Origin of the sequence: uncultured Aquimarina sp. (genome assembly GCF_947492965.1) — a bacterium.
Taxonomy (GTDB): Bacteria; Bacteroidota; Bacteroidia; order Flavobacteriales; family Flavobacteriaceae; genus Aquimarina.
In genome coordinates this window covers 91,304-104,317 of record NZ_CANLOZ010000011.1, presented here as the reverse complement: position 1 = coordinate 104,317, position 13,014 = coordinate 91,304, and the positions used below count along the sequence as shown (strand labels likewise).

Annotated in this window: 11 protein-coding genes; 3 read left to right on the top strand and 8 right to left on the bottom strand. The window is 33.0% G+C overall.

Annotation, left to right across the window (positions count from 1 at the left end; genetic code table 11):
• The first annotated feature begins 113 nt into the window (after positions 1 to 113).
• Positions 114 to 1,652, top strand: a complete 1,539-nt coding sequence (locus Q1B37_RS21395; protein ID WP_299902330.1) for a leucine-rich repeat protein — start codon at positions 114 to 116, stop codon at positions 1,650 to 1,652.
• 96 nt (positions 1,653 to 1,748) lie between these two features.
• On the opposite strand, the gene Q1B37_RS21390 is transcribed toward Q1B37_RS21395, so the two are convergent.
• From Q1B37_RS21390 to Q1B37_RS21365, 6 genes are all read right to left on the bottom strand, one after another.
• A complete protein-coding gene (locus Q1B37_RS21390) occupies positions 1,749 to 1,892 on the bottom strand; it encodes a hypothetical protein (RefSeq protein WP_299902328.1) in 144 nt (47 codons plus the stop codon).
• Between the two features lie 34 nt (positions 1,893 to 1,926).
• Positions 1,927 to 2,106 (bottom strand): hypothetical protein, encoded by a 180-nt coding sequence (locus Q1B37_RS21385; RefSeq protein WP_299902325.1) that lies wholly within the window; start codon positions 2,104 to 2,106, stop codon positions 1,927 to 1,929.
• 181 nt (positions 2,107 to 2,287) lie between these two features.
• Positions 2,288 to 3,247, bottom strand: a complete 960-nt coding sequence (locus Q1B37_RS21380; RefSeq protein WP_299902322.1) for a hypothetical protein — start codon at positions 3,245 to 3,247, stop codon at positions 2,288 to 2,290.
• A 54-nt stretch (positions 3,248 to 3,301) separates the two neighbouring features.
• Positions 3,302 to 3,817, bottom strand: a complete 516-nt coding sequence (locus Q1B37_RS21375; protein WP_299902319.1) for a hypothetical protein — start codon at positions 3,815 to 3,817, stop codon at positions 3,302 to 3,304.
• A gap of 1 nt (position 3,818) precedes the next feature.
• Positions 3,819 to 8,609, bottom strand: coding sequence for a DUF6531 domain-containing protein (locus tag Q1B37_RS21370; RefSeq protein ID WP_299902316.1), 4,791 nt, complete (start codon positions 8,607 to 8,609; stop codon positions 3,819 to 3,821).
• 10 nt (positions 8,610 to 8,619) lie between these two features.
• Positions 8,620 to 10,482: a phage baseplate assembly protein V gene (locus tag Q1B37_RS21365; protein WP_299902314.1), complete on the bottom strand. Its 1,863-nt coding sequence runs from the start codon at positions 10,480 to 10,482 to the stop codon at positions 8,620 to 8,622.
• A gap of 337 nt (positions 10,483 to 10,819) precedes the next feature.
• On the opposite strand from Q1B37_RS21365, the gene Q1B37_RS21360 reads away from it, so the two are divergent.
• Both Q1B37_RS21360 and Q1B37_RS21355 read left to right on the top strand, forming a co-directional pair.
• The gene (locus tag Q1B37_RS21360) at positions 10,820 to 11,242 is read left to right on the top strand and encodes a hypothetical protein (RefSeq protein ID WP_299902311.1); all 423 of its coding nucleotides are present in this window, start codon (positions 10,820 to 10,822) and stop codon (positions 11,240 to 11,242) included.
• A gap of 306 nt (positions 11,243 to 11,548) precedes the next feature.
• Positions 11,549 to 11,863: a hypothetical protein gene (locus Q1B37_RS21355; RefSeq protein ID WP_299902308.1), complete on the top strand. Its 315-nt coding sequence runs from the start codon at positions 11,549 to 11,551 to the stop codon at positions 11,861 to 11,863.
• Between the two features lie 92 nt (positions 11,864 to 11,955).
• Here the strand turns inward: Q1B37_RS21355 and Q1B37_RS21350 are convergent, their stop codons facing one another.
• Both Q1B37_RS21350 and murQ read right to left on the bottom strand, forming a co-directional pair.
• Positions 11,956 to 12,204: a DUF6095 family protein gene (locus Q1B37_RS21350; RefSeq protein ID WP_299902305.1), complete on the bottom strand. Its 249-nt coding sequence runs from the start codon at positions 12,202 to 12,204 to the stop codon at positions 11,956 to 11,958.
• On the bottom strand, positions 12,179 to 12,991 hold the full coding sequence (gene murQ / locus Q1B37_RS21345) for an N-acetylmuramic acid 6-phosphate etherase (RefSeq protein ID WP_299902302.1): 813 nt from the start codon (positions 12,989 to 12,991) through the stop codon (positions 12,179 to 12,181). The genes Q1B37_RS21350 and murQ overlap by 26 nt, the downstream gene beginning before the upstream one ends.
• Positions 12,992 to 13,014: the final 23 nt, after the last annotated feature.

The following is a 13,014-nucleotide window of genomic DNA, read 5'->3' as shown; positions in this document are numbered from 1 at the left end:
CAGCATACATTCATCCACAAAATGCTGCTATTAAACCACTCGGTTAACTAAAGCATCAACTTTTAAGACATATTTGTAATATCCAATTTAAATATTACTAAATGCTTGGTGCTATGAAGAATTTATATGTAAGAATACTTATTTTATGCTCATTTGTGGTCGTTTCTTGTACCAAAGAAATAGATGAAGATCTGGTAATGACAATTGTTCCAGATAGTTCTGATGAAGTATTTGACGTTCTATTAAAAATCATAGAAGATAACCCTAATAATTTGCTTAATTGGGATGGAAATGTCGACAATATAAATGCTTGGGAAGGGGTCGTGTTTGAAAATGAGAAACTCACAGGGTTAGATATTGAAAATAAAAACATTACAGTACTAACACCAACGATAAGTTTATTGGAGGATCTAAAGGAATTAAGGCTAAAGGGAAATAATTTAGACCGTATTCCAGATGAATTATTTGAATTAAAAATGTTAGAAAAGTTATCTATATCTGGTAACGATGCTACAATAACATTAGATAAGTTTTTAGCAGGGTTATTTTCTTTATCTTCCTTAACAGAATTGTCATTAGATCATTTTACAATAAATACTATTGAAGGAATCGGAGCACTGAGTAATTTAGAGATATTATTAATTGAAGACACATCGATTTCGGCTATTCCTTCAGATATAGGAAGACTTTCTCAATTAAGAGAAATCACATTGACTAATTGTGAGTTTTTTGAAATACCAGAAGATTTTTTCAGACTTAGTAATCTTGAAACTATTACATTTCGAAACAATGCAAATCTCACTACTTTACCAGAAGCTTTTGATACATTCGAAAAGTTAACCTCACTTACAATTACTGGAAGCCAAGGTATTCAAACGTTCAATAAAAGTGTTTTTGGGGCTGTCTCTTTGAGAAAATTAGATATGTCTCAAAATAATATAGGTTTTTTAACGATCGAAGATGGTATTCTTCCCGAAGATATAGGGATGTTAACACAACTCACTGAGCTAAATCTAGAAAAGAATACAATTAATACGATTAGTACAAGATTAGGAGAACTTATAAACCTGAAGACAATCAATTTTCGAGATAATACTATTAAGGATATTCCGAAGGAATTAGGTGCTTTAACAATTTTGGACGTTTTGGATATTTCTGGAAATTTACAGCTTAATGAAATCCCTGAAGAAGTATGTAAGTTAGAAGATTTAGGTACCATGATAATAACCGATGGAAGTTGTGGAGATCTAAGAGTAAGTTCTGAATATAGTTTTACCACTACAGAGGTTTTGACAAGCTCTCTGTTATTTGTTGATATCGTAGTTGATGCTGTAATTGATCCTGTTTTTGTTGATGGCGATGGACCTTTTGATTTAGATTTTGGAGAAATAGGCTTTGAGATTCATGAAGTGAATAAAGAAGATGTATTAATTCGAGATGATGTTTCTGATCAAGTCCTTATTACTCAGAGTACGACACAACAATTTGTGAATGTTGATGGCGCACTAAATCTGTCTTTTGAATTGGTTTCTCCATCCGTACCTAATGCTAACCTAGAAGAAGGGAGAACTTATAGAGTTAGATTATTTAATACAGAGGTTGGAACTGTAAAAACGTATTTACCAGCTTATGAACTTACTGTCTTAGAATAGTCTAGTATTTTTTGATATCATCGATCAATCATAAAAAACCCTCATCAATTTTTACTTTGATGAGGGTTTTACATTTCTAATTAAGAAAAAATGTCTTTAGTCACAATTTCTATGCGGACAAAAGAATGGCATATTCGTGTGTACTCCACAATCACATCCATCATATCCTCCGTTGACTAATTTCTGTACTTGTTTTTCTAGCACTTTTACTCCTTCTATTTTTAAAAAGTCTTTTTTCATTTTATATATTTTTTAATGACATTACATTTTACGACTATCGTAATATGCATAATTTACCGAATGGTGAACTTGGAACAGAAACACATTGATAATTATAGCTTGCCGTAAGGTCAACACAATCGCGATTATTGTGGCATGGCAATAATCCTCCGTTAATTGTTTTCTGCTGTTCTTTAGTTAATGAAGTTCCTAAATTTGATATGTTATGTATCATGATGTAAAAAAATAAGTTAGTTTATTACACGATGTAATAAGAGTACTTAAGATATTGTTTAGAAAGTAAATATTATGGGTGCTAGGGAATTTTGACCTTTATTTGTGGACAAACAACCTAATGTTGTGGAGGTATGAAATGAGTAAGTGTAGATGAGGTTTTTTCAACTATGTTAGTTTTTTTAAATACTAAAAAAACCAGTATCATCGGATAGTTTTTCTTGTTTGGGTAAGGGTTTGGTATCTTTGGTTTTTGACGGAGTAGAAGGAGTTGTTTTTTTAACACTTTTCCCAATTTTTTCACCTATTTCTAAGGTAGACTCCGATTTTTTATTTGTTTTTAGGGTAGTGCTGGTGGTTTTTTTCTGATTCTCTCCGATTTGTGCTTCCATTTGTAATGTAGGTGCTGTTTTTTTCTTAGTTTTTGAAGTTTTTTCTAAGCTTAGAAGACTAGCGCTCTCGGTTTTTTTCTCGGACTTTTTTGGTTTTGAAACATTTGTCTGGGCTGGTTTTGCAAGAGTCTTATTAAAATTAGATTGTATAGTTTCGTTTTTTAGTTCTTTTTCAGATTCTTTAAATTGTTGAAGAGGCGATGCTTTTTTCTTCTTTTTAGTTGTAAAGCGTTCTATAGATTTAGTTTTCCGTTCTTGTTTAGGAATTTCTATATCGCCAAGAATGATAGAAGGTTTGGAATTTTTTTTAGTCTTGCTGATTTTGACTTTATCTGTAGTAGAAGTAATCATTTTTTTAGTCGGAAACTCTTCTTCTTTTAATAAAGCTTCATCTTCTGCTTTGAACTCTAACATTTCATCTAATGAAAATTCTTCTACAGGGACTTGAATAAAACCTTCAAAATTATCAAAATTTTCATTTGCATCAACCTGACGTATCAATTCCTGACATTGAGTTTCATTTGCATATCGCTGTTGATGAATTTGATTTGTAACAATAGGAAATTCTACTAACCATTTTTGCTCAGCTACCCAAGAGAATCGTAATACATAATTATTATCGTTGATAATACTAATAAATGAGTTTACATCAGGTGATAAATCGTTGAAATATCCAATTACTTCACCTTTATTAGCAGAGATGCCATTAAGGTGCTGTTTTTTTACGATATCTTTTAGATAGGTTATCATTTGTTTGAAAAGTTTGGTGTTTTCAAGGTAAGCTATGAATTTTAGTAGATAATTTTAATTTTTCATCCAAGGTGCAATTTTCTCCTTTAAAAAATAGTTTTCATTTTCTTTCATAATACAGAAACCCATAGTTTTAAGACTTTTCATATAGTCAGGTCTTTCGTAAAACTCATTTAAATGTGTAATAGTTCTTTTAGAAGAAATTTGTTTTACCAAATTGATTTCTTCTTTAAAATTTAATTTTAACTTTTTACAAACTTCCCAAATAAGTGAAAGTCTCAAAATATTTTCTCTGGGGTCTAACTGAAAGTTTTCCAAAGCTTGGAGGATTAAGGCAGCCCTAATAAAATTTTGATTTTTATTTTTTATTGCAACTAATGCAAGTTTACCTGATGTTAAAATTATCTTTTTTTGTGTTTTATCAGATATTTCCCTGCTTAGCTTTTTAAACTCTGTTGGATTGATATCTTCAATGGGTAAAACTAAGTTAATCAGTTCTTTATATAAAAGATCGTTTTGTTCTTCAGACTGTTCTATTTTGGTTAAGATTTTACTTAATAAATTATTCATTTTAAGAAGGTTTTAATTCATCTCCTCTTATCTTATATCCTTGAGATTCTGCTTGTTTTATTTCCCTATCAAATATTGTATTTTCATAATCAGATCCTGGAGGATTAATTCTATTAGCGTCAGTTGGGTTAGAAGCTAAATAAAAAGTTTTATTTGCATCGATACCTCCTTGCATCCAAGAATCATTTACAGCAGGAGTCCATCCTTTAGGAACATGTAATCTTTGCATACCTAACTGACTAGCAGCTTCGGTATCATATAATCTACCTATTGCTAATTGTCTAAAAGCTTGGCTACTTTCTTTATATACTTGCCATCCAACAGCTGCTTCGGATCTACTCCCGAACCATCCTTTTGTATTCGATTGAAAAGTATTCCAGTCCGTAATTGGTTCTAAACCGAATATATCCACCCAACTATTGCTGTCATGAGTATATGCATACATCGTTGGATTATTTCCTGACAATCTGATAGGATCTTGGGAAATATAAACGCCTTCTTCGGGATTGTAATAACGAAATCTGTTATAAAACAAATCTATTTCCAGATCTTCATACTGACCTTGAAAACGAAACGGACAATCCTGCAATGAACCTGTTACAAGGTTACGAATTTTTCCATAGATGTCATATTCTGCATGCCAGGTTTTTTCTCCATTGCTGTTGTACATTTCCATTGGAGTTCCAAGATGATCTGTAATAATAGAATAAGTGTCATTTTCCGTTATTTTCGCGGCAGGTTTAAAACTACCTTGATCAAAAACCCAAGTAATAAGATTTTCTATAGGTTCTTTTTGATCTTTTGATAATGAACCAGATGCATCAACAATTGATTTAAGTTGATTCTTAAGATTATATTGCCATTCATGTAAGGGGACATTTCCATTCCATACAAAACGAGTAATTAAATCAGGAGTGTTCTCTGTTTTCTTTGATGGATGCTGTTTACTAATTTTTGTGGTTCTTCTTCCCAGTGCATCATATTCCATTTCAATGATACTTCGGTCTGGACGATAAATACTTTTAAGCATTCCGTTGGCGTACCAATCATATTTCCAAATTCCTTTGGGAGAGGATTTCTTAATTAGGTTTCCTTCATCGTCAAATTCATAGATGGTCTTTCCAGAAGTTAACAGTTGACCATTGGCACCATATGTTCGATCCTTTTGAGTTTTTGTTCTGTATAGATTACCAACTTCATCTGGTAATTTGTAATCATAGGATTGATCTTCATATTTGGCCCAAGCCAAATTATTGAAATCATCATAAGCAAAATTGACAATTCCTTGGGTTAGGTTATCTACAATTTTCTTTAGTTTATGATTGACATCCCAGGTGTAAGTTTTTCGTCTAGTTTCAACTTCTCTTTTTTGTACAAATTGTTGTCTGTGTCGTCCTGCTTGATCATAACTCCAATTAGTTTTTATTCCGCCTGGTAAAGAACGTTCAGTTTCCATACCTAGACTATTGTATTTAAAATTAGCTTTCCATATGTTATCATCCTGATTTTTAGCTTTTACGGAAGAAACTTCTCCCAGTTCTGTATATTTTAGACGTATGGAAGCACCTAAACTACTTTGTATTTTTGATTGCTGTCCTTTGTCATTATAGCTAAAGGATATCGTATGTCCATCCTGTTCTTCAGAAACAACTCTTCCAGCTTCGTCTCTATTGATTTTTGTTATTGAGTTTGGATTAACCGCTTGTGTTAATAATCCGTTTTTATTATAATCAAATGTGACCCAGGAATCATCATGATATTCTATCCTTGATACACGCCCACCTTTATCATATTCATAGGTGCTATACTTATTATTGGATTTTTCTTCTTTGACAATTTTTCCGGCTTTATCTCTTATGAAATTTCTGGTAATTTGATCAAAACCTTCTTCTCTAATAATATTCCCTAATGCATCTCTGGTAAAATGATAGGACTCTTTATGTTCATTGATAACACCAATAAGTTTTTCTTCTTTATCATATCTAAACAAAACTTTTCGACCATCTTGTTCTCTTGATTTTAGATTTCCTAATATGGTGTATTCGTAATTTAGTATACGATTGTTATCTATGGCTTGTAAAATTCTACCATAGCTATCATAAGTAAGTTGAATATTTCCTTTGTCCGGAAGTCTTATTTTAGAAATGTTGCCTAGGTTATCATATGAAAATTGCTGTTGATGTTTTGCTGGGTTAACCGTTTTAATGCATTGCCCCCATGCATCGTATTCCCAGAAAGATTCTTCTCCTTTTGGAGAAATCATATGATTTAGGTTATAGTCATCATCATAAAATAGTTGTATTATATTTTCATTTGCATCTGCAATTTTGGAAATTAAACCATGCTCATTATATTCAAAAGTTTGCATAGTTTGATCTGGATACATAATAGTATTCAGCTTATTGTTTTTGAAGAATCGCGAAAAGACACCTCCTTCTGGAGATGTTTGTAAGAGTAAATTTCCTTGATCATCATAAGAAGATTCTATCCCAGCCCCATCTGGATAACGGACTGATGTTTGATTGCCACGAGTATCATATGAATATTTCGTTTGTAATCCTTCCTGGTCTGTTATTCTTATTAGTTCATCAAATTGATTATACTGATTGATAGTAATACCACCTAACGGGTCAATAATCTTTACAGGGTTATTGTTTTCATGGTGATAAGTGGTTTTATTTCCATAAGAATCCCATACCTCGTTGTATTTTTCATGATACTGGAATTTGTAGTCTAAAGTGCCTCCTTCTAACCAAGTACGAGTACACCTAGCACCAGTTTGATATGATTCATATTCCCAATAACAAGTAGCACCTTCGCGATGCGTTTTAGAAACCATTAAATGATTCTTGTAAACTGCGATTACCGATTTACTGGAAGCATCTGTAATTTTAGCTAAATCTCCAGCTTCATTATATCCATAGGACACCAGAGTTCGTTTTTCAGATCGATGATGTTGTGTGATTTTTTCTATTCTTTGTGCTGTATCATAATGAATCTTGATTCGCCTGTTAGCAGTGTCTATAATTTCATCGAGGTAGTTATCTTGATAATTAAATTGTATGAAGACTTGCTCATCCTTTATGATTTTGGAAATCTTATAAGTTCTCGAATGAGCGGTTAATACATAAGTAAGCTGTGTTTTATAGTCATAAAGATGATACGTAGATGAATTGATATAGGTTAGTTGAAGTTTTTCAGATCTGTTATATTCAGATTTATTCTGTTTATTTAATAATGAGAAAAATGCTAATCTACCATCAGCAAGAGTAAGCAATGAATCTTCTGATCTATGCGTAAGATGTATATCATAATTATGATGTACTCCATGTCCTAAAGGGCCTATATATGCAGAGTCAGAATACCAGACTCTTTTCCAGAAAATTGGAATAATTCCGGGGATTTCAAAATCAACAAAATCATAAATATTTACTCCGGTAATTACATCTACAGGATCACCTTTACGCGTACTGTTTTTATTGGTGTTTTGTGATCCATTTTGAGAGTTTTGGGGATTGGTATTTTGATTTTTATTGGTTTCTTGAGGTTTTTTAGGATTTTCTTTTGGAGGTTCTTCATGAAATAATTTCGGACCCTTTCCTTCGTTGATAGCTTTTGCCAAAGCTTTCATTTCCTGAGCAGCTTTTTTATAATCACCTGTTGTTTTGGCTTTATCTAGAATTTTCAATGCATCTCGTACCGCAGGGAATTTACTTGCTAATCCGGCAGTCAAAATGTTAGCAGCATAATCTTTAGCAGTGGTTTTGAGATTAAGACCAGTCCAAAAATCTTTTGTAAATACTTTTCTTCCTGCTTTTACTGCTTTACCAAATCCAATAAGTTCTACTACAGATCGACCTACTTCTTTCATAGCTTGATCGGTAGGTGTGTTAAGAATTTTATCTTCTTTTTTATCCATCCATTTTCCGACGCCATCAGGAATATTTTTAAATTTTTCAGGAAACTCTTCCACTTGTTTGTTCATCCATTCTTTTAGTTGAGCATCGGTAGCAATGTTTTTAGCTAATTGTTCTGCATAGAGTTTGTCGTCTGTTAATTCTAGACCTTTTAAATATACTGGGTGTCTTTCCGCTACATAAATAGCAAGATCACCAGAAGTGGCTCCAATGTTTACAAGTAGATCTACACTTTTCTTGAAATCATCCCATAATTGAGAGGCGATACCAGTACCATAATGCCATAGATTAGGGATGAGTTCCATAGGATTCGCATGCCTTCCCATGTCTTTTACAAAATCCCATATTTTCTGGCCAGTGGAATCTTCGAAATTATTTTTTCTTTCTTCCTCACGCTTTAATGCTAGTTTTCTTAATTCTGCAGCGCGTCTTTGTCTAGGATTGGCATATTTTTTTTCTTCATTTTCCGATGGAGTTTTGTTGGAACTATCTTGATCAGCACCATCATCAGAATTTTTACTAGCAAAATCTTCATGTTGTTCTGCCGGTGATATTTCTTCCAGATCAATTTCAATAAGTCCACTATAAGAAGTACACATTGTTTTACTGGAGCTTAATAAAAATTTATTTCCACCGTTATTTACTGATTGAGCAACAGTGTTTGGCAACCATTTTTGCAATTTTGGAGTGCACGTTTTGCTTACATTGGCAGGACAAGTACAACTTTTAAATGGAGTGATTTTGCAATCCGCTTCAGTAGCCCATTTCTTTTTAAACATAATAGTTGTACTAGGTCTATCTACAATAAGATTTGAAGAGCCTTTTCCAAACGAACATTTTATTGTTTCTCCATCTGGTACAAATTGTCTAGCCATTTTGCATGTTTTAGTTTACAGAAACTTCTCCTCCCTTAACAGAGCACTTTGATTTACCTACAATTTTTGTTTTCCCCCCAATGACTCCAATTCCTAATGCTGTTAATGTAAGCCCTATAGAAGCTTGTATGTTCGCTAAAACAGAGGCAGTTATCGAGACATGCTTTCCGCTAATTCTAGTAGATTTACCACTTAACGAGGCAGTAGATTTCGCTTTTGCTCTTAAGCTACTTCCTGCATTTAGAGAAATACTAGATGATGCTTTCGCACTAAAACTATTAGATGCACTTGTGTTAATATTATTTCCAGCATTTACAGTAACATCGTTACTAGCTTCTATGGCAATATCGGTAGAGGAGAAGGTAATTTTGTTAGGTGCGCTAATAGTTATTTCACCATTACCAGCCATCACAATAGTATTACCACTTGGATCTGCAATAGTAACACTACCATCATTATCATTTAACGTTACCTGATTACCACTTCTTGTTTTAATGGCTTTTAAGTGATTATTACCACTTTTAAAACTTTCTGGAACAGATGATGAATTAGTAACACTTCCTTTTACTATAGGTAATTCAGCATTGTCACCTTCGTGGTCAACAATAACTTCATCACCCTTTTCTGGTACAAAATACATTCCTTGTCCTGGTCCTCCTGCTAGACTAGCTTGACGAATCCATGGCGAAGTTTCTCCAGTCTCTTTTTGCCAAGCATATTGTATCTTCACTCTACCCATCCCTTCAGGATCTACATTATCTACAACTACAGCAGTCTGTGACTTGCTTTTGGGGAATGCTTTTATAGAGGTTTTAGGATATACATCAGACTCTGCCGTAATAGCCTCAAATGTATTTTCGTACCTACCATTTTCGCTACAATTATGAATTACCTTTGTAATTCTGTATCCGCCATAAGAAGTACTTTCTCCATCTATAAGTATTTTACTTCCAATCGTAATACTTGGATTGCTGCTTTTTCCGGTTACTTTTATTTGATTTATCTCATTGGCTCTTTTTTGATGAAGTATCTGATCGTCTATTCTGGACTTCATTCTGGGATCATCATGTGAGCTTACTAAAATCTGAGTTTCCTTTTGAAATAACTTGTCGCTTTTTTGATTGATTGTAGAAATAAAACCTTTAGAATGAGAGTGTAATTCTTTAGTTTTTACCTCATGGAAAGCATCGGTTAGATAGTCGTTAGTGAAATATTTAAAATTATTTGGGATAGCTTCTAATTTCATGGATAATTCTAATAAATCATATCCATATCTCAGCGTAACAGCATCTTTACTTTCTGGTTTTCCAAATATCAATTGGGTACCATCATAATAAAACCATTCTCCATACTGTGCGGCAAGTCTGCTGGCGTATTGGAATGCACTTTCTTCCTGTTGTACACTATAATGAATGGGAGTGACCATATTTGGTGAAATGGAACATTGTAGAATACCTTTGTCATATCCCGTAAACGTCTTTTCAAGAATTTCGGAGATCGCGATATCTTGATGAGAAGAGTAATGAGGTCCATCATCTGCGATGATACTACAACTTTTTCCTGAAATATGAATGAGGTCACCTGTTTTATGATAGTAGCCTTTCACGGTTTTTACAGAAGTGACAATTCCTTTGAACTCTAAAATTTCATTTTCTGAAAAACCATTTACTGATTGGATTCTAATTAGAAAAACACCACCTAAAAATTGAACGCTTTCTCCAGAAATATGATCATTGTTTTCCTCTAGTACATCTTTTCTGCAAATGAGTTCAAAATGATGATGGGCATCTATTTCCTGATGTAGTGATAAGTTTTTAAAGGCTGGGATGGGATTACCATCTATAAATAATTGTATGTGTGTATCTGCTGCCATGGTTTATCTAATTGATAAATGAGTTGGTGTTGATACACTTAAATTAGTGTATTAAATTATCTCAAATAACGAAATAGTGACGAATAGTAACTATTGTAGGAAGTTTGTATTGAATTTTGTGGTTCTATAGAATTGCCTATAGTGTCAACTACTATGATATTTATTCTTTTAGAAGATCTAAAGCGTATTATCTCAAAAAAGGAGATAGAATCAAATTTCCTTTCATTCCTGCTAAACAGCACCACAATCTTACCGAACCTCCACATTAATGCACTCTTAGTATAGAAGTACATTAAGTTTACCAAAGAATTTAAACTCATTTAAAATTTTTAAAGCAATGAAATTACAAAACAAATTATTTGGGAAATTAACTAAAGTTATGCTTGTTTTATCTGTAATGTTTATCTCATCTTGTGGGAGTGATGATGATGGAACAGTACCTGCAGAACCATTTGTAGCACTTCCTTCTGAAGTTCTAACTACTTTTAGCGGAGAGTTGACTTACACTCCTGCGAGCGGTATGGGTATAGTAGCCGGAGTACAAGGTACCGCTACTATTTCTGTTTCAGGAACCAATCATACAATTAGTTTTAGTGACGGAGTTCCATCCATTACTGGAATACGATTCTTAGGAAGTTCTAATGGGAATTATGCGTCTGTAGGTACCAGTGGTTCAGTAGCAGGTATTGTTATAGAAGGTAACGAGTTAACTATTGGAGCAACAATGGATAGTAATGTTTGGGCTTTTGTACCAAACTAATACGTTAAGTAAATTTATAAAGTTAAGAGTGATTTTTTTCTAAAGTCACTCTTTTTTGTTTTTGGGAAAAGATGTTTGTATTGAGTTTTGTGTTTTTAAAGAATTACTTGAGGGTTTTATCACATATGATATTTATTTTTTTAGAAAATCTAAAGCTTACTATTTAAAAAGGAGATAAGAACGAAAATCATTTTATTTTGGCTAAACAGCATCACAATTCTGACAAAGATCCACATGATCATATTTTGGAATAAGAAGAGAACTAAGTTTACAGTGGAATTAAAATCATTTTAAAATTTAAAAGCAATGAAGTTTAAAAACAAATTTTTAGGGAAATTTTGTAAAGTTATTTTGGTATTGTCAATAGTGTTTATATCGTCTTGTGGGAGTGATGATGCAAAAGATTTAATTAATGATGTAGCTTGCGAAAATCAAACATTAGCATCACGACTTAATGTAGAAACTGCCATTGATACATATAATACTACACCAAATTCAACTACATGCACCATGTTAAGAGAGTTGATAGAGGTTTATAGAGATTTTGAGTGTATCCCTGATAATGCATTTGCAGCTGAGTATGATGCTTTACCAGACGATTGCAATGATGCAGGGAATTAATAATGTTTTGTTTGTCTAAAAAAAGAGTGATTTTTTTCTAAAGTCACTCTTTTTTGTATTGTAATATTATAGGGGGAAGTTTATAAACCATCTTACTTTTTCCCAAAGATGGCATCCATAATAGTTTTTAATCCTCTAAACGCCATAAATATAGCAAAAGACGCTCCTAATAATCCTAAAACTAAAACCAGGTAATAATAAGGATGATCCTGATTTTTAAAGGCTGAATGGATAATCACTGGACTAATAAACATAAAAATCAAAGAAATAGCCATACGTTGTATTCCTTTTCCTAATAACTCTTTATCTGTTCTTTTAGGCTCCATAATTATCAATTGCATTTCGTACACTACCATGTTTCTCTAATAAATCTGCTGCAAGAGTTCGTTCGATACCTAATTCTTCCATAATCATTCGTGTACCTCTATCAACTAGTTTGTTATTACTAAGTTGCATGTCTACCATTTTATTTCCTTTTACTTTGCCTAACTGAATCATAACTGAAGTTGATATCATGTTAAGCACTAGTTTTTGGGCAGTACCTGCTTTCATTCTAGAACTTCCGGTAACAAATTCGGGTCCTACAGTTACCACAATAGGATATTGTGCAGTAATAGCTAACGGACTACCTTCATTACAGGTTATACACCCTGTAATGATATTGGATTGATTGCATTTTTCTAATGCCGAAATTACATAAGGAGTAGTACCAGAAGCTGCTATACCAATTACCACATCTTTGTCAGAAATTTGATAAGATTGTAGATCTTTCCATCCTTGTTCGGTACTATCTTCTGCAAATTCCACAGCCTTGCGTATAGCAGTATCACCACCAGCAATTAATCCTATAACAAGATCATGAGATACTCCAAAAGTGGGAGGACATTCGCTGGCATCTACAATACCTAATCTACCACTAGTACCTGCACCTATATAAAACAGCCTTCCACCAACTTTTAGCTTTTCAACAATTTTAGTGACTAAAACTTCAATCTGTGGAATTGATTTTTCTACCGCTTCGGGTACGGTTTTGTCTTCTTTATTGATATTACTAAGCAAATCAGAAATACTCATCTTTTCCAGATGATTATACTTAGAAGCCTGTTCTGTTGTTTTGGTAAAACTCATGCTTCAAAAATACAGCTTTTTCG

What these genes read in the sequence shown, in the direction of transcription:
- Q1B37_RS21395 (WP_299902330.1), top strand. Translation starts at nt 114, where the DNA reads ATGAAGAATTTATATGTAAGAATACTTATTTTATGCTCATTTGTGGTC.
- Q1B37_RS21390 (WP_299902328.1), bottom strand. Translation starts at nt 1,892, where the DNA reads ATGAAAAAAGACTTTTTAAAAATAGAAGGAGTAAAAGTGCTAGAAAAA.
- Q1B37_RS21385 (WP_299902325.1), bottom strand. Translation starts at nt 2,106, where the DNA reads ATGATACATAACATATCAAATTTAGGAACTTCATTAACTAAAGAACAG.
- Q1B37_RS21380 (WP_299902322.1), bottom strand. Translation starts at nt 3,247, where the DNA reads ATGATAACCTATCTAAAAGATATCGTAAAAAAACAGCACCTTAATGGC.
- Q1B37_RS21375 (WP_299902319.1), bottom strand. Translation starts at nt 3,817, where the DNA reads ATGAATAATTTATTAAGTAAAATCTTAACCAAAATAGAACAGTCTGAA.
- Q1B37_RS21370 (WP_299902316.1), bottom strand. Translation starts at nt 8,609, where the DNA reads ATGGCTAGACAATTTGTACCAGATGGAGAAACAATAAAATGTTCGTTT.
- Q1B37_RS21365 (WP_299902314.1), bottom strand. Translation starts at nt 10,482, where the DNA reads ATGGCAGCAGATACACACATACAATTATTTATAGATGGTAATCCCATC.
- Q1B37_RS21360 (WP_299902311.1), top strand. Translation starts at nt 10,820, where the DNA reads ATGAAATTACAAAACAAATTATTTGGGAAATTAACTAAAGTTATGCTT.
- Q1B37_RS21355 (WP_299902308.1), top strand. Translation starts at nt 11,549, where the DNA reads ATGAAGTTTAAAAACAAATTTTTAGGGAAATTTTGTAAAGTTATTTTG.
- Q1B37_RS21350 (WP_299902305.1), bottom strand. Translation starts at nt 12,204, where the DNA reads ATGCAATTGATAATTATGGAGCCTAAAAGAACAGATAAAGAGTTATTA.
- murQ (WP_299902302.1), bottom strand. Translation starts at nt 12,991, where the DNA reads ATGAGTTTTACCAAAACAACAGAACAGGCTTCTAAGTATAATCATCTG.